The organism is Aliamphritea ceti, from assembly GCF_024347215.1.
In the GTDB taxonomy this organism is placed as follows: domain Bacteria; phylum Pseudomonadota; class Gammaproteobacteria; order Pseudomonadales; family Balneatricaceae; genus Amphritea; species Amphritea ceti.
In genome coordinates, this window is sequence record NZ_AP025282.1 from 377146 (window position 1) to 398187 (window position 21042).

A 21042-nucleotide genomic window follows, 5' to 3' on the forward strand; every position below is an offset into this window, starting at 1 on the left:
GAATACCTGTTAATAAATACTGAAAGGGAAGTAACGGCGATTAATTTCTGCATACTGACCGTTGGCAACAATTGCGCTGATGGCGTCGCTGAAAGCCTGTTTGAGAGCAGAACCTTTACGAACGGCAATGGCTATCTGGTCCTGAATGTCTATATCTGAACCTTTAAATTCATAATCCTGACCGTCTGCGGATTGTAACCAGTCATAAGCAGGAAATTTATCTGAAACAAGTAAATCAATCCGGCCGGACTTCATATCCAGATAAGCATTTTCCTGAGTGTCATAGAGCTTAATATCTACGTCGCCACTGTAATTATCTTCCAGATACTGGCTGGAAACTGTGGCCCGGTAAGCACCAATGGTTAAGCCTTGCAGGCCTGCATCTGATGTGTCGAACTGGCGCTCTTTTGCACCGAGAAGAACCAGTGAATTGGAATAGTATTTTTCGCTGAAGTCGACGACTTTAGAGCGTTCTTCGGTAATCGACATTGAAGAGATAATGGCATCGAACTTTTTTACCCGTAATCCCGGGATCATGCCATCCCAGGGCTGCGAGACTATTTTGCAGTCTGCCTGCATCTGTTGGCAGAGGGCATTAGCAATGTCGACGTCAAAGCCGCTTAATACACCGCTGTTATCGACGATGGCAAAAGGTGCAAAGGAACCGTCAATAGCGATACGTATAGTTTCAGCCTGGCTGGTTAAACTGAAGCTGCTAAGCAGTATAGCGCTCAGGCTAAGCAAAGTTTTTATTCGGTTTGTCATAGGTGCGTCCTGATTATTTTTATAAAGTTTGTGCGGGCGTCCATATTGCAGGGACAGTCTGGCCGGAAAAAACCGGCAGAATGACGGAAGTAGTTTACAAAACCGTTGAAGCGCCGGTGAGCTTGAATAAAAAGCCATTAACTTACGAATCGTAAGCTAATAATCTTAATTTCTTTATTAACTAAAGCTTTATGCCGTTACTTCGTTAGCATATGGCTGTAGTTACGGGTGTTGTGAGGACTAAAATAGCTGCCTGTTAGTTGGTGTGTTTCATACGGAGTTAAAGCAATGAGTTTTATCAGCCCTTCTCATTTATTGCTGGTCAGCGTGGCAGCAATCTGGGGTTTTGCCTTTGTGGCGCAAAGTGCTGGCATGGATTATCTGGGGCCGCACAGTTTTAATGCAGCGCGTTTTATTTTGGGGGCTGTATCGCTGGTTCCACTGTGGATTCTGATGGGAAAGCAGCGACTACCTCAAGGTAAGACGCTCTTATACGGTGGTATTCTGGCGGGCAGCGTTATGTTCGCAGGGTTCAGTTTTCAGCAAATTGGTCTGTTATATACCACCGCTGGAAATGCGGGTTTTATTACCAGTATGTATATTGTACTGGTGCCTATTGCCGGAATATTTCTGGGTCAGACAACTAACGTAAACACCTGGATTGGCGTCGTTTTGGCAGTCATCGGTTTGTATTACCTGTCGATTGGACCAGATCTTAAGATTGGTTATGGTGATTTACTGGAACTGATAGGTGCCTTTTTCTGGACCGCGCATGTGATTACCATTGGTTGGTTATCCCGTAAGGTGGATGCAATTGGTTTATCGATTACTCAGTTTATAGTGGCTGCAATCTGGGCCACAGGTGCTGCGCTGATTTATGAAACACCTGTGTTGGGTGATTTTCAGGCAGCCTGGTTACCTTTACTGTATGCCGGTATAGCTTCCAGTGGCATTGCCTGTACCCTGCAGATTATTGCGCAGCGTAAAGTGCCAGCCAGTATGACTGCACTCATTTTATCGATGGAGGCGTTGTTTGCCGTTCTGGGTGGCTGGTGGCTTCTGGGTGAGCAGATTGGTATGAAGGAGCTGATTGGCTGTAGCCTGATGCTGGCGGGCATATTGGTAAGTCAGTGGCCGGTTAAACGTGACCGGAGCCTGGCTGCACAAAGTTAAAATTAAGACTCTGCCTCAGCGTTAAAAAATGTCTGGGGCAGAGGTCTTTCGACCGGTGTGGACAGTACCATCATGGTATTGGTATCACTCAGATCACAAAAAGCTTCAAGAATGGCATCCAGATGTGACATTGAAGCAACTGCCAGTTTGATAAGAAATGCCTGTTCGCCGGTGACGTTCTGGCACTCAATTACCTCATCATAACTCAGTACCAGTGCTTTAAACTGACGTTCTTTGGTACGGAATACCTTGCATTGCACCAGCGCCACGATAGGATAGCCGAGCTTATCCAGATTTACTTTCAGGCTGTAACCGGTAATAACTCCGCTTTGTTCTAGTTTTCGAATTCTTTCTGCCACCGCCGGGGCTGACAGGTGTACCCGTTTGCCCAATTCTGCATATGAAATACGAGCGTTTTCCTGAAGAGCTGCGATTATTTTACGGTTTATTGCGTCGGTCATTTGTGGCTGCTGATTGTAAATCTGGAAGCTTAACTATGGGCATTTCCTGAGGCGCTGGCAAGGGTCACAAAACGGTAGTTTTAATGCGACTTATACAGTCAGGATTCAGGCTTAGGGGTTCTATATAGTTTATAGATCAATAGCCTATGGATATTCATAGGTAGATTATTGCCTATATTAATTCTAGTGTTTACTTAGGAAAAATTGTTTTAAACGGCGATGGCATTGGTTGTTATGGAGATTTCTGACGTTGGACGTTCAGGGATGCCGGTCAGTACACCGGGTTCAGCGTATACATGAATGGTTGCAATGCGTATGCGGTTAAGTGGTGTGGAAGAAATTCTGGTTGTGGATGACTCGCCTGATGACCTGCGTTTATTAAGTCAGTTGTTGCAGGCTGAAAATTATCAGGTTCGACCAGTTTTAAGTGCCAGTGAGGCGTTTGCCGCACTGGAAATTCAGTTAGCAGATATAATTTTATTAGATGTAAGAATGCCCGGCATGGATGGGTTCGAATTATGCCGGCAATTAAAAGCCAATGAGCGAACGGCTGATATTCCGGTGATTTACATGAGTGCCGTGAATGAAACTGAAGATGTTGTCAGAGGTTTGCAGCTGGGTGCGGTTGATTATTTAGTTAAACCGTTGAAACCCGCAGAAGTGTTAGCGCGGATTGCCGTGCATCTGGATATTTGCCGGGTTTATTCTGAGCTTGAACAGCGTAATCAGTCACTGCGGAAAATTAATCAGCAGCTGGAAGGTATTATTGATAACTTTGAAGAGAGCTCAGGGCCTCCTAAGTCTTCACGGGTATCAAAAAAATCGTCAAAGCGAGGTGCTGAAGGTACGGTAAAACTGACTGCCCGGGAGCTGGACTGTTTGTCTTTATTAGCTCAGGGGTACAGGACAGTGCAGATTGCAGATCAGCTGAATATTAAACCTGTTACGGTTGAATTCCATCTGGCGAATGTGCGTAACAAACTGGAAGCTAAAACGCGGGAACAGGCATTGGTAACCGCGATCATGCAGGGGTTGATGGAACCTGCATTTCATTAAAATACTTGACCGCCATGTATGGTTGCCAGCAATGGTAACTGTCTGGCGGTTTATCTATATAGGGCCGGCAGGCGGAAAATTATTTAGGGAATACAGTCGCCCCTTTTATCGGATAAAGGTTTTATGAAGGCAGTGCAGAAGCATCAGGTATTGGTAGTGGATGATAACCACGATGACCTGCGTTTATTAAGTCAGGATCTGGCGGAGCTGGAACTAGACGTCAGAGTCAGTATCAGTGCTGCTATGGCACTTAAGCAAATTAAGCAGTCATTACCTGATCTAATTGTTCTGGATTGCAAAATGCCGGATATGGACGGTTTTGAACTATGCCAACGGCTGAAAAGTGACGCTTGTACACAAGCGGTACCGGTGATTTTTGTCAGTGCTTTATGTGATAACGAGGAAGTTGTTAAGGGATTAGAAATAGGCGCTGTAGATTTTATTCGTAAACCTTATGTCAAAGCAGAGATTCTCGCACGTGTCAGGGTTCACCTTAATCTGAAGCAACGTACGGAGCAGTTGCATCGCTCACTGAATGAGTGTCGGGATATTGCCTGGCAGAATCAGGAAGGCTTCTTTCATCGCTTAATCGAAAGGGTTAACAGCGTTTATTGGATAGTCAGTGGTGACTGGCAGCAGATGCATTATGTGAATCCGGCTTATGAGTCGGTATGGGGCGACAGTGCTGAGCAGTTGCGTGCTGAGCCTTTAACCTGGCTGAGTCGTCTTGCCAGTGGTGATGTCAGCACTATCCGCCAGTGTATTGAGCGGACGATTCGGGAACTGCCGGATATGATCAGTCTGCCGGACTATCGGCTGGTTTTATCTGATGGCTCCGTAAAGTGGATTCAGACCAAGGGCTACCGCATTGAGCCAGGTAATTTAACGGATGATCGCTATGCCTGGGTCAGTACGGATATTTCTGTCCGCAAAAGCAACGAACAAAACCTAAATTATCTGGCGAATCATGATCCGCTTACGGGCCTGCGTAATCGTTTACAGCTTGCCGACCGTGTCAGCAGTGAGGTGATTCGTTCACAACGGCGTGGGCACTCGCTGGCTCTGCTGATTATTGATGTTGATCATTTTAAATTGGTGAATGATCAGTATGGTCATATGGCGGGTGACCTGGCCTTGTGTGCATTGGCAGCGGTGCTGAAAGAGCAGATTCGCTCGATTGATTCGGCCTTTCGCTATGGCGGCGAAGAATTCGTGGTTATGTTACCTGAAGAGTCTCTTTCGCAGGCGTTGCAGGTTGCCGAACGGATTCGTCAGCGGGTCGCGGATAAGCCTTTGCAGCTGGAGAATGGTGAAGTGCAGATTACCGTCAGTATTGGCGTCTCGGTTTACCCTGCTGATGGTGATGACTATAACCGCCTGATCCGGGTGGCAGACCGACATTTGCTGAATGCCAAACAAAGAGGCCGTAACTGTGTACAACCTGAACATGATTAATGTTTGGGGCTTGTGTCGCCTGTTATTGCCTGGTTTGTCCGCTTTACTGCTGCTGACATGGTTTCCTCTGTCTGTTCAGGCAACACCTGTTGGTGCGCTGAATGTTTCTTCATGGCAGAAAGCAAACATAAACTGGCAACAGTTTTCCGGCACTACATTATCAGTGTTAGCCGATGCACAGCCGGCATTTCAGGCGTTGCAGACAAAATTACCCTATTTTGAAAAGCTGACGGGCATTAAAGTGGGCTTTCATCAGGTAGATCAGGAGCGAATGCGGGATATTCGCAGAATTGATCTGAATACTGGCGCTGGTATTTATGATGTTGTGCCTATTGGCATCTCTTATTTAGGAGAGGCCTATCATAATGGCTGGCTCGAAGAGCTTCAGCCTTATCTTGAAAATCCAGCTCTGACTGATACCGGTTGGTACGACCAGGCCGATATTACCCCGGGTAGCCTTAAACTGAGCAGCATTAACGGAGTAATGTTATCCCTGCCTTTCGATTTTTCGGCGCCAGTATTCTTCTATCGCAAAGATTTGTTTCAACGCTATGAATTGCAAGTGCCGGACACTTTTGAACAACTGTTGCGGTTAAAGACAGACTTGCAGATGGCGCTTGAAGAAGATGGCTACCATGACATGTATGCGTTTGCATCCCGTACCCGTGCCGGAGCTGGCTTAAATACCTGGACGGTCATTCCGGTTATTCGGTCGTATGGCGGTGAAATGCTGGATGGTTCACTGACACCTGTTTTTAATAGCCCGCAGGCTGTAGAGGCACTGCGGGTTTACCGGGATATGGTGACAGGGTATGGCAGCCCGCCCGGGGCTCCGATGTTAAATTCTTACGAAATTCGTGATCAGTTTAAGCAGGGAAGGCTGGCGGCTGTGATTGCTGCTTCGCACCTGTTTGCCGAAATGGATAGCCCGCAAAAGTCAGTTGTTTGGGATAAGTGGGATGCTGCACCCATGCCCCGTGGCCCGGTGACCAGAGCTACTTCATTATGGTCCTGGGCGTTTGCGATTAACGCCCATGCCAGAAATAAAGATGCGGCCTGGCTTTTTCTGCAATGGGCCTCTTCCAGAGAAACTGCGCTGTTGCTGCGTGATGATGATGCACCTGCGCGGGCGTCACTTTGGTACTCCGACGTCTATGATTACCTTAATGCTCCCGGTTTTATTAACGTCGGTCGCTGGCTAATGGATCAACGTGATATCGACCGTATGCAAAATGGTTTGCCGGAATTCCCGGAAGCCGGACTGGTGGCGTCTCAGGCATTCAATGAGATTTTTTTTGGTGCGCCAGTCACTCCGACACTGGATCAGGCGGTAATCCGGGTTGAGCAGATTATGCAGTCAGGCTCCAGCCGGGGTAATCGCTGAGGTGCAGATGCTGGGAAGGTTTTCTTTGAAAATAAAGTTGTTGCTGGGAGTGGCGCTGATCACTATTGCCAGCTTTGCGCTGAATACCTGGCTTCACCTCTATGAACTGCGTGTCACCTACCTCAATGAAGCAACGAATAATGCGCGGACTTTCTCCCAGGATTTACCCAGAGAAATGCAGTTATTGCAGGAAAGTAATGACAATCTTGACTGGATACGTCGGGTTCAGACAATCAGGTGTATAGAGCTATATCAGATGGGACGTGCACAAGGGATAAAGTTTGTCTCATTGCTCGACGAGCAGGGCGTCGCGGTTGCCCATAGTGATGTGAATCAGATAGGCGTGACTGTTACCGGTATCTTTCCGTTAGGTCAGAATCTGTTAAAGGAAAAAGCACTTTTAAAAGAAGGTGTTATTTACATTCTGATACCTGTGTTTGGGAGAGATGGCAGTTACATGGGCACTGTCTTTATGGGAGAAGAAGCCGCTGAGCTGGAGAGTAAGCTTGCGGATTCGTTAATGATTTCAGTGTTTATCTTTTTCCTGTGTATTTTGCTTGGCATTACGGCTCTGTATTACCTGTTGAAGACTTTCTTTTTGCGCCCGCTAATGGTGTTGCACGAGGCTGCCAGCAGGATCACCTCCGGTGATCTGGATAATCCTGTGGTACTACAGGGGTCCGGAGAAATTGTAGAACTGGCCCGCAGTGTCGATCTGATGCGGATCTCTATTAAGAGCAAGATTAATGAACTAAGCAGTTACGGCGATAAGCTGGAAAAAGAAGTCGAACAACGCACCGGAGAGCTGGAGGCTGAGAAAGAAAATGCCGAAGCGGCTAATCAGGCTAAGAGTGTGTTTCTGGCGAATATGTCGCATGAAATCCGCACTCCGATGAACGCAATTCTGGGTTATTCACAGTTATTATTGCGGGATAAAGGTCTGAGTTTTCAGCAACGGGAATCGGTTGATGCGATTAGCCGCGGTGGCACACATCTGCTGACACTGATTAATGATGTGCTGGAAATGTCGAAGATCGAAGCTGGGCGTTTAGAGCCCAAGCTTGCCTACTTCAACATCCGTGAAGTGATTGGCGATATGGAAAGTATGTTTGCTAACAAAGCCCGTTCCAAGCGCTTACTGTTTAAAGTAGAAAACGACTCGCAGATGCCGGACTTCCTTATTTCTGATGAAGGTATGTTGCGTCAGCTACTGGTAAATCTGGTTGGTAATGCGATTAAGTTTACCCATCAGGGAGGTGTGACTGTTCGGACTGTCTTTCAGTTACTGACGGAAGATACCGGACGTCTGATTATTCAGGTAGTAGATACCGGCGTGGGTCTTAGTTCAGAGGAGCAGGAACGAATCTTTGAACCTTTCGAACAGTCCATTATGTCAAGCAGCCAGTATGGTCGTAGCGGTACCGGGTTGGGCCTGGCTATTTGCTGCCAGTATCTGGAATTACTGGAAGGAGAAATGCGCCTGCAGAGTCACCTGGGCGAAGGCAGTTGTTTTTCTGTAGAGCTGCCAGTGCATATAGCGGATAACCAGCAACGTCGGATGAGTGAATATAACCGTCGGCCTGTTGCTCTGGCAGCAGAGCAGGCTGTGCCTAAAATCATGATCGTGGATGATGTTGCCAGCAACCGGGATATCTTTAAAGCTTTCTTGCAGCCACTGGGATTTCGACTGGCGGAAGTTGGCAGCGCGACATATGCGCTGGAACTATATAACCGCTGGCAGCCGGACCTGTTACTCATGGATAAACGTATGCCAGAGATGGATGGCATATCTCTTATGCAGCAGATTAAGTCTGCAGCAGCTAATGCACGTTTGAAAGTGCCCAAGGTTATTTTGGTAACCGCCAGTGCGTTTAAGGATGAGGAACGGGTGGCTATAGAGGCCGGGGCAGATGCCTTTTTACGTAAGCCTGTGAATGAGTTTGAGTTACTGTCTTTGGTCGGCCGTTTGCTGCGTTTGGAATATGTATTTGAACGGTTTGAAGCAGGTACGGCGATCAGTCCGCCTGAAAAGATCAGTGTAGAACGTTTGGAAGCTCTCCCGGCTGAGTTACATCAGGATTTATTGCAAGCCGCACAGCAAATGAACTTTACCCGCTGCCAACAGCTGATCGAAGCTGTTCGCAGTCATGATGCCGATATGTATGAGACGCTGCAGAAGTTGCTCTGGCACTTTGAGTTTGAACAGATCAGCGAGTGTATGAACAGACGTTCAAGTTTTTCTGACTGATCAGACTTGTATTCAGGCTGTATTACTGTCATTTAGTAAGCTTAGATTTATTACCGCTGTTAATTGTACAGAGTAGGGAAGCAGAATGGATACGCAACGCCCGATGCTAGGCATATGCCTGATGGTTGCAGGTATGCTGGTGGTGCCTTTTCTGGATGTTTGCGCCAAAATTCTTGGTCAGACTTATCCGGTAATGGAGGTTGTCTGGGCACGTTACTTTTTTCATTTTCTCTGGTTGTTGCCTTTATTGGCCTGGAAGCGGTTAGCCTGGTGGCGCTGGCCGGCAAGTGCGGGTTCACAAGGTTTGCGGGGGCTATTTCTATTAGCCTGTACTTTGTGCTTCTTTCTGTCGATTCAGAGCAATCCTATTCCGAATTCTTTGGCGCTGTTATTTGTGGCCCCGCTGATTATTACTGCATTGTCGCCGCTAATATTACGGGAACGGCTGGATCTGCGCAGAGCCGGGGCGGCAGGGTTTGGCTTTATTGGTGTATTAATTGTGCTACAGCCGGCGGCCGATGATTTTGCCTTTTCCAGCCTGTGGGCGCTCGCGGCCGGTGTGTGTTATGCGTTTTATATTATGTCGACGCGTAAAATGTCACAACGGGCTAAACCTCTGTTAGGCCTGATGTATATCGCGATAGTGGGATTGGTGCTGATGAGCCTGATGATGCCATTTGTCTGGGTTGCACCGGATCTGAAAGGCTGGGGGATTATGGCACTGATGGGGTTGTTTGCAGCTACAGGTCATTTTCTGATTATTAAAGCCTGCGAGTATGCCCCGGCTTCTTTACTGGCTCCTTTTAATTACACCGAGATTGTCGGCGCCTGCACTATCAGTTATCTGTTTTTTGCCTATTTGCCGGATGCACTGATGTGGCTGGGGATAGGTATTATCTGTGCCAGCGGTATTTATACGTCAGTGTATGAATACCGCCGTCAGTCTGCTGCGCGTGGTTGATTATTTAAAAGTTCTGATTGAAAGCCACCTCTTCAGTACCTGTTTACACAGGTGCTGAAGAGGTATTCTGGATATTCAGTTTATTCCGGTTTACCGACGACACTTCCCAGTATTACGCCAAATACCATATGGCCCATCAGTGCGACCATTGCTCTTGGCATGCTGTCCAGAAAGAGTCCCTGACCAATCGCCGGCATTACCACTGTCATAGCAAACAGGTAGACAAACAGTAGGAATATAACGCCCCGGAGAGCTGCTGGTCCGGGCAGCCGACGGGCTGCTAAAACCAGATAGGAAAGTGGGAAGGCGATGGTACCCAGGGCGAAATGCGCGATCATGCCATCCAGGTGAGAGCCGTTAAACAGCGGTGCCAGAATAGCGGCAACGTCCATGGCGTGGCCAATCATTAACGGGGCTATGAACTTACCCATCATGGTAAAGGCCAGGGTGCCGGCAAAGCCGCCCAGTAGCGCTTTTAACAGATGGCTTTTGACATAACTGCCGGTGTCGGTTGAATAAGCATTCATGGTTTTATCTCTGCTTTGAAAAGTTAACAGTAAGAGGATCAGTGCTCAGCCAGTGGTTACTGAGTCAGGATATGGCGGTGAAAAATATTCCGTACTGGCCAGTTGCCAGTCACGGGCATAATCGGCGGGAATGTTTTCGTTAAGTAAGCTGTTCGGTTCCAGGTAGTTGTAAAGCTCGCGGTAACTCTTTTCCCGCTCGTCTTCGACTCGTCGCCAGATTTGTTCAGGCTGTAACTGATCCGGGTGTTTCAGGCCCATTGCGCCGAGAATATCCAGCATGCTGTCCACAGTCGCCTCGTGGTAATTGGCGACCCGCACATGTTTCTCTTTGATGTTTACCGCTTTAGCAAGCTTTGGATCCTGCGTGGCAATGCCTGTCGGGCAAGTATTGGTATTGCAGCGTAATGACTGAATGCAGCCCAGCGCAAACATCATTGCCCGGGCTGCATTACACATGTCGGCACCCAGCGCCAGCTTGGTTATCATGTCGAAGCCAGTGGCGACTTTACCGCTGGCAATGATACGGATCTGATCGCGCAGGCCAATGCCAACCAGACAGTTGTGTACAAAAAGTAAGCCTTCGTTGAGCGGAGTACCGAGTCGGTCGGTGTATTCGACCGGGGCAGCACCTGTGCCACCTTCGGCACCGTCAACAGTGATGAAGTCAGGCAAAATACCGGTTTCCAGCATTGCTTTACAGATACCCATGAACTCAGCATGATTGCCAATACACAGCTTAAAACCGATAGGTTTACCCTTAGACAGCGTGCGTAGTTGTTCAACGAAAATCAGTAATTCCCGTGGCGTAGAGAAGGCTGTGTGGGCCGGTGGTGAAATGACATCTTCACCGACAGGTACCAGACGAATACTGGCAATTTCCTGATTCACTTTTTGAGCTGGGAGTACGCCTCCATGGGAAGGCTTCGCGCCCTGAGAAAGCTTTATTTCAATCATTCTGACCTGCGGTAGCGCTGCTTTTTCCGCGAATGCTGTTGGATCAAAATTACCCTCCGGATCGCGGCAGCCAAAATAGCCGGTACCGATTTGCCAGAAAATGTCACCGCCTTCCTGTTGATGATAGGGGCTCAGTCCACCTTCTCCGGTGTTATGGGCAAAGCCCCCTAACTTCGCGCCGGCATTCAGAGCACGGATGGCATTCGGGCTGAGGGCACCGAAGCTCATCGCGGAAATATTTAGCCGGGAGGCCTCATAAGGTTGCCTACAGTGTTTACCACCGACACGCACCCGACTGTCTGCCTGGCTGATTGTTTGCGGTGACAGAGAGTGGTTAGCGCGATGGTAACCGTTGGTGGTGATATCGAACTGCGTACCGAAAGGTTGAGTGTCATTACTTTTTTTGGCCCGGGCATATATCAGGTTACGGATTTCCCGGTTATACGGCCGGCCGCTCTGGTTGGTTTCAATGAAATACTGACGGAGCTCCGGGCCTATCGACTGTAGCAGGTAGCGCAAATGGCCAATGACGGGGTAGTTATGCAGGATGTTATGTTTAGGTGTGTTTATGTCATACACGCCAATTAGCATGTATGGAAACAACACCACGAACCCCCAAAGCGCGGAGGGATGCAGTAGCGATAACAGCATTATTAGCAGGGTGCCGAATATTGAAATTCGGAAGAATACTTTTCTGGCCATAAGATGTTCTTCTTTTTGTTTACGGAGAGTTATGGAGAGTCGTTGGCGGTCACACTGTCTGGCTGCAGATAAATGCGTCTGTTTCTGGCGGAGTGTCAGAAGAGGTGTTGTACAGGCGACTGCTTAAGATTGACTGCCTGCTAGCCAGACTAAGTAAAACTGCTATCTGTGTTTGTTAGATACCTAACAGACGCTATTTGCCTGTTGCGATATGTAACCAGGCAAGCTGCACGTTAAGCGCGTATTTACGGACGCTCTGCACATCAGGAGCAGGGACAGCCAGAGGCACTCATGGGGGAAGTAAATACGGGGTGAGGGAACAACGCTAAGAGAAGAGAGTAAAGGGGCAGAGGGACGGGCGTTTACACGTCCTCTGCGTTTTATCAGGCAGGACAGGCGCCCTGCGGCAGAATCAGATCGTAATCTTTCCGCCCCAGACGGGCACCTAATTCCCGTAACCGGCCGTGGAACTCATCCCGTGGCACATGGCAGGTGCGAATACGGCGAGGAGAGGTCGGCACAAATGCATTACGGCCATGCATACTGCGGTTGTTATCAATGAATACGGCAGTGCCAGCAGGAATTTTTATAACCGCTTTGAACTCATCGCTTACCATGCGCCGGTGATATTCTCTAATAGCCGCGTACATAGGTTCGATAAGTTCACCTGGCAGGTCCAGAGGCGCCATTGCCCGGTCAAAATATCTAACGCCGGAAATATTGCCATTCCAGTCCAGCCGAATGAGCGGGGCGTGAATCCGGAAATCAATTTCACCCGGATGACGACGAATATGCTGAATGGGCACCGTGGTTAGCAATCTGAAAGCTTCGGGCGCTTCTTGCCGTAACGATTCAGCAATGGCGAAACCGTCGCAGTAGGTGGATTCGCCGCCTTCTCCCTCAATATTTTGCAGGCAATGAAATACCACTACGCCGGGATGGTTATAGCAGAAGGCATCATCGTGATGAGTGTCCTGATGAATGGCAGTTTTTGAGCCTAGTTTGGATACAGCTTCCACCTGCACTTCAAAAATCCGGCCATAAACAGTGGTCTCGTGAATGGGGCCAAGCAGGCCTGCGAGGCGTTCAGTTTCTCCTGCTTCACTGCCAACATTATCAAGTTTAACGATTCCATAATCCCGTAATGTTTCCAGCATGGTGAGATGGGCAGTTTCGTCGCTATGCAGGTTGCGATAATCGTGGCTGGGAAAGTCATTGGTAACATCTGCTTTCCAGAGTGTCGGTGTGAAACTCAAGCGATGTTCCCGCTGGCGCTGGCTGTAGCTGTGCAGGCGTAGCCAAACCGCTCCATATTCTGATTCATGACCGTCTGGCCAGACGACTAACAAATTGCCAGCATCATCGAGACTGACACTGCGGGGGTGAATATCCGGGTCGATGTCCAGAATAGTCAGTGCGCGGATACCATCGGCACTGTTACCGCACTGACTACAAAAACAATTGTGACGTAGCCATATATAGTGGAACTCGCTGCGCTGATTATCCTGCCAGCTGAGGGTGATGCTGCGGGTATTGCTCTCAACTTCCCTTATGTTGCACTGTCCATCACTGAAGTCAGCGGGTGCGGCGCAATGATTACCCATAAAGGCATTGCTGGTGGTGACGCCGGTAATACTTTGTTCCTGTTTCATCCCGGTCTCTCCTTATTTGCTAAAGTTGGGACGCTGGTCGGCATTACTCAGCCAGGGACGGGCAGCCTCACAGGCGCCGGCAATGCTGAATACGCTGAGGTCATCATATGGACGGCCAACTATCTGAATGCCTGTTGGCACGCCGCTGCTGGCAAAGCCAGAAGGAATGTTAATAACCGGTAAAGGGCTTAACATGTTGAAGGGGTATGTCAGCAACCAGCCAAAGTCGGCGGCAACAGGTTTATTATTGACCCTGAAATCCGGATCCAGTGGCGAATGGTTCAGCGCTACAGCCGGCACCGCCAGTGTCGGACAAATCAGTGCATCGCAACGTTCTAAGATCGGCGACAGTTGTTGCCACATGTTGGCTTCTTGTGCCAGTGAGTCCATAAACGCTTTAGCGCTGAGGTTTTTGGCGGTAGCGCCGTATGCACAGGCGTAATCGGTCATCTGGCTGCTGTGTTCCGGCAAATAGTCCGCAACCCAGGCGCCAAAAATAGCCGCACCGTGATCACGAAAAGCCTGTAGGCATTGTTCAGTCCAGTCCAAATTAACTTCTATTAGCTCTGCCCCTAATTCTTTCAGTAAAGCGAGTGTTTCCAGGGTGTTAGCCTTAACCTGTGGATCTACTTCGACATAGCCAAGATCCATCGACCAGGCGATAGTTTTGCCTTTGAGAGACTGTTGATATTCCAGGGGCAACTGAGGATTCCCCGGCAGTGAGAACAGGTCACCGGGATGCTGGCCACTCATCGCGTTCTGGAGCAGAGCGCAGTCAGCAACGGTTCGTGCCAGCGGACCGTCGTGATCGTACCAGTCGAGATTAAAAAAGGGGGAAACCGGATTACGTCCCCGCGGCGGTTTGTAACCGACAACACCGCAACTAGAAGCCGGAATTCTGATTGATCCACAGTAATCGGATCCGTTTGCCAGAGTAGTCGTGCCTGCGGCCAGAGAGGCTGCTGCACCGCCTGAAGAACCGCCACTGTTGTAGTCCGGATTCCAGGGGTTCTTTGTTGGCCCCTGCATATCAGAACCTGTGATAGCTGCAGTGCCCATTTCACAAACGTTGGTCCGGCTGTGGATTATTCCGCCAGCAGCACGGATAAGTTGTACCGGCAGTGCATCACCGCCGGCGACACCTTCACTGAATACTTTTGAACCAGCTGAGGTAGGTTTGCCAGCAACACCTTTATCTTCCTTGATTGCAACGCACAGACCGTCAAGAGAGGACGCTGTATGGCCTTTTACATAGCGTTGTTCCGCCGCTCTGGCTGCATCCATAGCTTCATCAAAATAGGTCTGGGTGAATGCACCCAGTTTAGGTTCTTGCAAGCTGTGCTGCTGTATCAGTGCCTGCAATAATTCCACCGGTGACAAGGTTCGGTTTTTGAAGTGTTGCAGGGCTTCATTGGCGCTGAGATAACACAGATCCTGATTACTCATAAGGCAGACCTCTTATGCGTTATAGCCGCCATCAACATGTAAGGTTTCGCCTGTCATGTAACCGGCACCTGCACATAGAAACAGCATTACTTCAGCGTATTCGCGACCGGTACCCGGACGTGGAATAGGTAAGTCTTTACTGTCTTCGAATACGGATTCCCATTTCAGTGGGAAGTTCGTGTCATTAGGATCCACATACATAGGGGCAATAGCATTTACCCGAACATCCGGCGACAGACCCCGTGCTAGTTCTTTCGTCAGTGTGGCTACGCCGCCTTTGGCAACGCAGTAAGGGGTACTGGAACCACCGGAGCGGAAGCCGGACATCGAACTGGTTGAAACCACCGCACCTTTGGACTCCCGCAGATAGGGCTCTGCCGCTTTTACTGTGCGAAATACGGACATCAGGTTGACTGACATGATGTCTTGCCAGAGTTGCTCTGTCTGGCTCTGAAGATCGCCGGGTGGAATTATCTCTAGAGTGACGGAATGGCCGGCGACATTCACCAAGTAATCGATTCCACCCATGGCTTCAGCGGCCTGCTTAACCATGTTATCTACAGCATTGGTATCCCGCAGATCGGCAGGGGCTGGTAGCACGTGGCGGCCCATTTCGCTGAGGCGGGTAACCTGAGCATTAATTCGTTCTTCGTTAACATCGCAAATGGCGACTGTGCAGCCCATTTCTGTGAAGAGTTCAACGGCACAAAGCCCAAGCCCGGAGGCTCCACCGGTGATGATGGCAGATTTACCTTGCAGATCAGCAGTAATCATAGTGTTGTCCTTTTATTTTTGTTCTTGATAAGTAATTTTCAGCGGATGCCGTATTGTTCAACCAGTTCTTCATTCAGAGTGATGCCCAGTCCGGGCGCTTCGGGCAAGGTAATCAGACCATTGCGAATTTCCGGTTCGGCCGGGCTGACAAGCTCCGTCCGCAGGCGCGAAGGTCCCAGCCGGGAGGAACGGAATTCCACCATTGGAATAGTCAGACAGGCGGCTTGCAGATGAATATTGCAGATGTCGGTAATGCCGGTGGCATAGGAGTGGGGGATCAGAGTAGCGCCATAGAGTTCACACATTTCGGCGATACGCATCAGTTCGGTGAAACCACCTGCCCGGCTGATGCCCGGCTGAACCAGCGATACTCCTCCGGTCTCCAGCCATTCACGGACTTCCCAGCGGCTGACGGCAAATTCAGCGCCGCCGACTTTTACCGGGCTGACGATTGCCAGCTTGCGGTGCCCGTGCAGGTCGTCATGCCATAGTGGCGCCTCGGCAAAGGCAATGCGGCAGTCATCAATGCGCTTCATTAACCAGGCTGCATCCTGCCAGTCCCGCCAGCGATAACCGAAATCCAGTGATAATTCTATGTTGTCGCCAACCATGCTGCGGCAATCTTCAATAAATCCGACCAGTTTTTGATCGCTAAGGTGCTGACCAAAGAGGATAGGTACTTTTACGGAGCGCAGGCCCTGTTCAACGGCGGTTTCAGCCTGCTTTTCCAGCTCGTTCACAATTGTGTTCAGTGGGCCGTCGTAAATATCGCCGGGATAAATAGTTGCGTATGGGCGGATCTGATCACAGCGGGCACCGCCAAGTAACTTATATACAGGAAGCCCCAACTGCTTACCTGCAAGGTCATACAGCGCGATATCAACCGCAGAAAGTGCATGGATCAGAATGCCGCGGCGGCCATGGTAGAAGGATGAATGGTAAATTGCGTCGTAAATGGCGCGGGCTTCAATGGGTTCCCGGCCAATGACGTGTTCTTTAATACCCTGACTCCAGAAGTGCACGGTTGGCATGTCGATCATTGCTTTGGTGACAGAAGGCGTGGCAACACATTCGCCTATACCGTAACGGCCTTGCGCATCTGTAACTTTAACTAACACTGTTTCTTCAGCACCTTCGGCAAAGGCATTACCTTCGGCGGGAACTGACACAATGATGGCTTCAAGATCGACAATAGCTGACATAACAGGCTCCCTGAACATGAGGTTGAATCCTCATTAAATGTCAGTTAAGAGCGATAAATCTGACGATATACGCCATATTTCTGATTGCAGTGAGCAGACGTGCTGTTTTTCAGTATGGCGTTATAAAGGTATTAACAGCACTTTTAGTCTGAAGATGGCTGCACATTTATGAAAATTAGCGGGTTTCTCAATTTTCTGGCTGTTGTTTTATCTTCATAACTGGCAGAGTCAGGGAAATGGGTCTGATCGTCTGCGTCAGGAGGTTTTTTGTGTCTGATTCTGAGCCGTTACAGCGGCGTTTTGCGTTCGTGCTATTACCGTCATTTAATATGATGGCATTATCGGCGGCGATTGAGCCTTTGCGGGTGGCGAATATGTTATCCGGTCAGGACCTGTATCGCTGGCAGCTTTTTTCCGCCGGGCCAGGACAGGTACAGGCCAGTAATTCTACCCAGATTACCGTTGACGGAGACCTGGCGGCGGCTGATGCTTTTATGGCTGCTGGCTGCGATACCTTGTTTATATGCGCCAGTTGGTACCCGGAGCAGCTGGACAATGAACAACTGTTTGGCTGGTTGCGTCAGCATGCCCGGAGCGGTTTACGGCTGGGAGGCATTGATACCGGTGCGATCGTACTGGCTCGGGCACATTTACTGGACGGTTTCAGGGCTACTGCAAACTATGATGTGATTGCCGGATTTGCGGAAGATCATCCCCGGGTGACGGTGACGGATCATCTGTTTGAGGCGGATCAGAACCGGATGACCTGTTCAGCGGGTACGGCTCCCATCGATATGATGCTGTTGCTGATGCATGAGCATTGGGGGGAAGAGATTACTAATCGGGTATCCAGGCATCTGTTTTATCAACAGTTACGCAGCGGAGGAGAGTCCCAGACGGCTCTGGTGCGGGAGTTCGGTTATGACTTTCCCAAACAGCTGCAATACGCAATTCATTTGATGGAAAGAAATATTGAATCACGGCTGATGGTTCGTGAAGTAGCAGAGCAAACCGGTACGTCATTGCGCACACTGGAGCGTTTATTTAGGGAACATACTCAAATGTCTCCGGCGATGTTTTATCTGCGCTTACGGTTGGAGAAAGGTCGGCAGTATCTGTTACACACCAGAATGTCAGTACTACAGGTGGCTGTGGCGTGCGGGTTTCTTAGTCAGGAACATTTTGCCCGCCGTTATCGGGATGTGTTCGGTCGTTCACCACGGGATGAAAGGGCTGTGGCAGCATTGCAGACAACTGCCGATATGGCGTCGGTTGCGGTAGATAATAACTGAGAAGCAGGGGCTGAACAGCCCCTGCTGACGGATCAGATTACCCGTTTCAGTTGGATGAAGTCACCGCTAACCTCCAGTGTCATAGTGACATCTTGTTTAGTACGATTTCGCCAAAACCAGCCGTGTTTGCCATCAAAGGCTGCTTTCAGTTTGCCGCTCTCACCGGGCACAAAGCGGCCTTTTCCATAGCCGTGGTAGAAGCCTTTCGGGGCATCATACGGATCACCATGAGTATCGTAATTCAGTTTGCCGCCGTTGGCGCTCCAGCTGTAATTTACCCGCGCGTTTTGCTTCATTTCCAGTTTGATTTCTGCTCCCTGACCAGGTTTGAGCACAAAGCTTACTGTTTTGCTCTTAGGGGCAGGTTTTACTGGCTCAGGTTTAGTTACGGCAGTCTCCGTTTCTACAATAGGCGCAGATGTGGGTTGTGTAACGGCTGGTGCTGTCACCGTTTTTGTCGGTGTCGGCGTAGCTGTTGTACTGGTGATAACCGGTGTGGCTGTCAGAACCTCAGATCTGGCGGAATCTGCTGCAGCTTCTTCTGCCAGTTGCTGTTTAATTTCTCCCATTTCGGTCAGGCCAAGCAGCCGGCCAGCACCGGTAGGATCGACGGCATATTCGGATGGTAGTACGACACAGACCAGCAGGATCATAGCGACAATCAGCGCCGTGATGGTGGAGCGGACCAGTTGGCCAGCACTGGGCTGGGGCTGGGATAAATTTTGCGTGTTATACATATTCATATTTCCTTAAATAAGTTTGGTCACTGGGCCAGTATCAGGCCGCTGATTTGGTAGCCCATCAGTAAAAAACCGAGGCTCATCATAGTGACGTTGGCGGTATAGGCATGGCGCATAAAGTGAATACTGCGCCGCCAGAAAGCCATCAGAATCAGAATGGCGGACAGTGCCAGTATCTGGCCGATCTCTACCCCTACATTGAAGGCAATAAGGTTGACCAGCAGACCATCCGGAGAGATGTCAAAGTCCTGGATTTTGGTGGCCAGTCCAAAGCCATGCATTAGGCCGAACAACAGCGTGGCGATTTTGGTGTTCGGCTGAAAACCGAACCAGCGCGGAAATGCTCCAAGATTATCCAGTGCTTTGTACACCACGGAGAACCCTATGATGGCATCCACCACATAGGCGCTGACGCTGATATTGCTCAGCACGCCCAGCAGTAAAGTGACAGAGTGTCCGACTGCGAACAGGGTGACGTATAAGCCGACATCCTTAAGTCGGTAGAGGAAGAAAATGACCCCGAAAAGGAATAGCAGATGATCATAACCGGTGACCATATGCTTAGCCCCCAGATAGATGAAAGGGATGATCAGTATCCCCGAGCTTTCCTGAATATAGCCCTTGTCACCGGTTGCAACTCCGTGCGCAAAGGCAGCATCAATACTGCTAAGCAGCAGCATACACGCCAGTATGATAAGCAGCGTGTAGCGGCCGACAGGCAAAGGCCGGCCGGCAGATAAATAACTAAACATAATTTAGCCCTATCAGTAATTATGAATCAGGCAAGCCGTAGCCTGCCGCGTTTCAAACCTGCTGAAGGGCTTTAGGAGGGCGTTCGATCAGGAATAATGGCGGGTTAGGTATCCATTGCTGATAGTTGGAGAGTTTGGTGTCAGCAATAGGGATGTAATTATCACTATCAGTCAGTGCCAGCTGGACCGAGTCGTGAAGGTGATCAGCGGTTTGCGGCGGATGCTGGTGGGTAATATTGAAGGTCTGATGGAATGACTGTTGCTGATGGTCATGATCGTGACTGTGCTTGCTGTTCTCAGCCAGCGTTTGTGTTGCTGCGGCAACCGGTGCAGGTAGATGTACTGTAACTGCCAGCGTAAACAGATGCCCACCCCATGCATAGAGCAGCATGAGGATCAGTTGGGGAATCAGAATTTTACGGGTTGTTGCTTTCACGGTGTGGCAGTCTTTCCGGGTGTTTAGCTCGCGGCAGCATAATTGAAGCTGCAAGGTTTCTCAATCTTGCTGTTATGAGCCTGTTTTTACGTCAGAGTTCCCGGTAATAACTCAGGTTAAACGATTCGGGCAGATAGCTGACGGGCAGCCTGAATCAGTTTTTTGGAATAATCACGGGCGTCCTGAGGATTAAGCATCTCACCACTGATACCGGCGCTGATTGCCGCGACCGGTTCATTGCGCAGGTTCAGTACCGGTGCAGAGATGCAACTTACCTGGCTGTCGATTTCACCATTAGTGACTGCATACCCCAGACGTTTAGCCCGGCTAAGGTCATCCCTGATACGGGATTCAGTCTCGGGATTATTCTCTTGAAGACTGTCTTCTGCGAGCAGATAACTGTCCTGAAATTCTTCCGGTCGCATGGAGAGAATAGCCTTGCCGGACGCGGATACATGCAGCGGCATAGTCTGGCCAATATAAATATTGAAGACGCTGCTCAGAGAGGACTCGACTTTGGAAACGACAACGACTTTGTTACCCACAGGTACACAGAGAAAAATGGATTTGTGGATTTCATTTTTGAGAATCTCTGCAATGGGATAAAAGAACGCAATGATGCTTTGTTTGTTATAGATGGTTGAGGCGATCTGAAAGATCTTCGAGCCTATGCAATAAGATTTTTTGCGGCTTGGGTCTAGCGCAACCATCTGATGCTCGATAAGAGTGTTGATAATACGATGACCGCTGGCAGCAGCAATACCGGTAGATTCGCAAATTTCAGACAGCGTCAGTGGATAAGATGAGGCGGCCAGTAAGTCCAGAATCATCACAGTATGGTCAACGGCTGGTGCTTTTGACTTGTCTTTGGGCTGCATAGAAGAGGTCACTTTTTCTGTATATGGAAAAACTCTTCGATTATGGCCGGTTATTGCTGAGTTGAATAGGCAGAAAAACGCCCTGAAAGATTAAATGGCCCTAGTTGAAAAAAATAAAATTAATTTTGATCGTGCTGTTATTGCTTGGTTTTACGGGCTAATTACTGATCTTCAAGAAGGAAAA

At 49.3% G+C, this 21042-nt stretch carries 19 protein-coding genes; 7 read left to right on the forward strand and 12 right to left on the reverse strand.

Features of this window, described 5'->3' with window-relative positions; genetic code table 11:
- Positions 1-9: 9 nt before the first annotated feature.
- Positions 10-765 carry a transporter substrate-binding domain-containing protein gene (locus OCU49_RS01635; protein WP_261843290.1) on the reverse strand — a complete coding sequence of 252 codons (756 nt, stop codon included), beginning with the start codon at positions 763-765 and terminating at the stop codon, positions 10-12.
- Between the two features lie 288 nt (positions 766-1053).
- Here OCU49_RS01635 and OCU49_RS01640 point away from each other — a divergent pair, with 288 nt between their 5' ends.
- A complete protein-coding gene (locus OCU49_RS01640) occupies positions 1054-1938 on the forward strand; it encodes a DMT family transporter (protein WP_261843291.1) in 885 nt (294 codons plus the stop codon).
- 2 nt (positions 1939-1940) lie between these two features.
- Here the strand turns inward: OCU49_RS01640 and OCU49_RS01645 are convergent, their stop codons facing one another.
- Positions 1941-2399 carry an Lrp/AsnC family transcriptional regulator gene (locus tag OCU49_RS01645; RefSeq protein ID WP_261843292.1) on the reverse strand — a complete coding sequence of 153 codons (459 nt, stop codon included), beginning with the start codon at positions 2397-2399 and terminating at the stop codon, positions 1941-1943.
- A 309-nt stretch (positions 2400-2708) separates the two neighbouring features.
- Here OCU49_RS01645 and OCU49_RS01650 point away from each other — a divergent pair, with 309 nt between their 5' ends.
- The 5 genes from OCU49_RS01650 (at position 2709) to OCU49_RS01670 (ending at position 9503) form a co-directional block, all read left to right on the forward strand.
- Positions 2709-3455 (forward strand): response regulator transcription factor, encoded by a 747-nt coding sequence (locus tag OCU49_RS01650; RefSeq protein WP_261843293.1) that lies wholly within the window; start codon positions 2709-2711, stop codon positions 3453-3455.
- Between the two features lie 123 nt (positions 3456-3578).
- Positions 3579-4910, forward strand: a complete 1332-nt coding sequence (locus OCU49_RS01655; protein WP_261843294.1) for a diguanylate cyclase — start codon at positions 3579-3581, stop codon at positions 4908-4910.
- Positions 4888-6294, forward strand: a complete 1407-nt coding sequence (locus OCU49_RS01660; protein ID WP_261843295.1) for an ABC transporter substrate-binding protein — start codon at positions 4888-4890, stop codon at positions 6292-6294. The genes OCU49_RS01655 and OCU49_RS01660 overlap by 23 nt, the downstream gene beginning before the upstream one ends.
- A 25-nt stretch (positions 6295-6319) precedes the next feature.
- Positions 6320-8542: an ATP-binding protein gene (locus OCU49_RS01665; protein ID WP_261843296.1), complete on the forward strand. Its 2223-nt coding sequence runs from the start codon at positions 6320-6322 to the stop codon at positions 8540-8542.
- Between the two features lie 85 nt (positions 8543-8627).
- The gene (locus OCU49_RS01670; RefSeq protein ID WP_261843297.1) at positions 8628-9503 is read left to right on the forward strand and encodes a DMT family transporter; all 876 of its coding nucleotides are present in this window, start codon (positions 8628-8630) and stop codon (positions 9501-9503) included.
- An 80-nt stretch (positions 9504-9583) separates the two neighbouring features.
- Here OCU49_RS01670 and OCU49_RS01675 read toward each other — a convergent pair whose 3' ends face one another.
- The 6 genes from OCU49_RS01675 to OCU49_RS01700 all read right to left on the reverse strand — a co-directional run bounded on the left by OCU49_RS01675 (position 9584) and on the right by OCU49_RS01700 (position 16760).
- Complete coding sequence (locus OCU49_RS01675) at positions 9584-10030, reverse strand: DUF6789 family protein (protein WP_261843298.1); 447 nt, start codon at positions 10028-10030, stop codon at positions 9584-9586.
- Between the two features lie 45 nt (positions 10031-10075).
- Positions 10076-11686: an FMN-binding glutamate synthase family protein gene (locus tag OCU49_RS01680; RefSeq protein ID WP_261843299.1), complete on the reverse strand. Its 1611-nt coding sequence runs from the start codon at positions 11684-11686 to the stop codon at positions 10076-10078.
- A 383-nt stretch (positions 11687-12069) separates the two neighbouring features.
- Positions 12070-13338 (reverse strand): TauD/TfdA family dioxygenase, encoded by a 1269-nt coding sequence (locus OCU49_RS01685; protein ID WP_261843300.1) that lies wholly within the window; start codon positions 13336-13338, stop codon positions 12070-12072.
- 12 nt (positions 13339-13350) lie between these two features.
- Complete coding sequence (locus OCU49_RS01690) at positions 13351-14784, reverse strand: amidase (protein ID WP_261843301.1); 1434 nt, start codon at positions 14782-14784, stop codon at positions 13351-13353.
- A 12-nt stretch (positions 14785-14796) separates the two neighbouring features.
- Positions 14797-15558 carry an SDR family NAD(P)-dependent oxidoreductase gene (locus OCU49_RS01695; protein WP_261843302.1) on the reverse strand — a complete coding sequence of 254 codons (762 nt, stop codon included), beginning with the start codon at positions 15556-15558 and terminating at the stop codon, positions 14797-14799.
- A 38-nt stretch (positions 15559-15596) separates the two neighbouring features.
- Positions 15597-16760 (reverse strand): mandelate racemase/muconate lactonizing enzyme family protein, encoded by a 1164-nt coding sequence (locus tag OCU49_RS01700; RefSeq protein ID WP_261843303.1) that lies wholly within the window; start codon positions 16758-16760, stop codon positions 15597-15599.
- A 269-nt stretch (positions 16761-17029) separates the two neighbouring features.
- Between OCU49_RS01700 and OCU49_RS01705 the strand changes: the two genes are divergently transcribed.
- Positions 17030-18052 carry a GlxA family transcriptional regulator gene (locus OCU49_RS01705; protein WP_261843304.1) on the forward strand — a complete coding sequence of 341 codons (1023 nt, stop codon included), beginning with the start codon at positions 17030-17032 and terminating at the stop codon, positions 18050-18052.
- Between the two features lie 32 nt (positions 18053-18084).
- Here OCU49_RS01705 and OCU49_RS01710 read toward each other — a convergent pair whose 3' ends face one another.
- The 4 genes from OCU49_RS01710 to OCU49_RS01725 form a co-directional block, all read right to left on the reverse strand.
- A complete protein-coding gene (locus tag OCU49_RS01710) occupies positions 18085-18789 on the reverse strand; it encodes a transmembrane anchor protein (protein WP_261843305.1) in 705 nt (234 codons plus the stop codon).
- Between the two features lie 26 nt (positions 18790-18815).
- Positions 18816-19472, reverse strand: coding sequence for a HupE/UreJ family protein (locus OCU49_RS01715; RefSeq protein ID WP_261845296.1), 657 nt, complete (start codon positions 19470-19472; stop codon positions 18816-18818).
- A gap of 124 nt (positions 19473-19596) precedes the next feature.
- The gene (locus OCU49_RS01720; protein ID WP_261843306.1) at positions 19597-19980 is read right to left on the reverse strand and encodes a hypothetical protein; all 384 of its coding nucleotides are present in this window, start codon (positions 19978-19980) and stop codon (positions 19597-19599) included.
- A gap of 116 nt (positions 19981-20096) precedes the next feature.
- Positions 20097-20858 (reverse strand): IclR family transcriptional regulator, encoded by a 762-nt coding sequence (locus OCU49_RS01725; protein ID WP_261843307.1) that lies wholly within the window; start codon positions 20856-20858, stop codon positions 20097-20099.
- Between the last annotated feature and the right edge of the window lie 184 nt (positions 20859-21042).